1 protein-coding gene is annotated in these 697 nt (G+C 38.9%); it reads left to right on the top strand.

Annotated features, from left to right (window positions below; translation table 11 throughout):
- Positions 1-76 precede the first annotated feature (76 nt).
- Positions 77-640 carry a NapC/NirT family cytochrome c gene (locus tag BCU91_RS07910; RefSeq protein WP_102477285.1) on the top strand — a complete coding sequence of 188 codons (564 nt, stop codon included), beginning with the start codon at positions 77-79 and terminating at the stop codon, positions 638-640.
- The last annotated feature ends 57 nt before the right edge of the window (positions 641-697 follow it).

Genomic DNA, 697 nt, shown 5'->3' with positions numbered 1-697 from the left:
CTATTTTTAGAACTTAAAATTTATATTTTAGAGTTTAAAAATTATAAATTAAAAAACTGTTAACTGGAGATGTCCGATGAACTGGCGTGCACTATTTAAACCGAGCGCAAAATATTCTATTATCGCACTGATTGTAGTGGGTATTATTTTGGGTGTAGTGGGCTATTTCGCCACTCAACAAACTTTACATGCAACAAGTTCAGATGAATTCTGTATGAGTTGTCATAGCAATCACTCATTGAAAGATGAAGTACTAGCTTCAGCACATGGCGGCGGTAGCGCTGGCGTGACTGTTCAATGTCAAGATTGTCACCTTCCACACGGCCCAGTTGATTACTTGGTTAAAAAGATTATCGTATCTAAAGATTTATACGGTTTCGTAACTATTGATGGTTTCAACACTCAAGCTTGGTTAGATGAGAACCGTAAAGAACAAGCAGATATCGCACTTAAGTACTTCCAAGCAACAGATTCTGCTAACTGCCAACATTGTCATACGCGCATCTATGAAAACCAGCCTGAGACTATGAAGAAAATGGCTGTCAGAATGCATGAGCGTAATGCTAAGCAAGAAGGCGACAAGAGAAAGACTTGTGTAGATTGTCATAAAGGTGTTGCTCACCCTTACCCTAAAAAGTAAGTGACGATTCATAATCAGGAGTGATGACCTGATTAAGAAAAAACCTCGCCTAGGCGA

It is taken from the genome of Shewanella sp. 10N.286.52.B9, from assembly GCF_002873635.1.
GTDB lineage: Bacteria > Pseudomonadota > Gammaproteobacteria > Enterobacterales > Shewanellaceae > Shewanella.
Note: the sequence above shows the minus strand (reverse complement) of the source record. Positions and strands in the feature narration are given on the sequence as shown.

What these genes read in the sequence shown, in the direction of transcription:
- BCU91_RS07910 (WP_102477285.1), top strand. Translation starts at nt 77, where the DNA reads ATGAACTGGCGTGCACTATTTAAACCGAGCGCAAAATATTCTATTATC.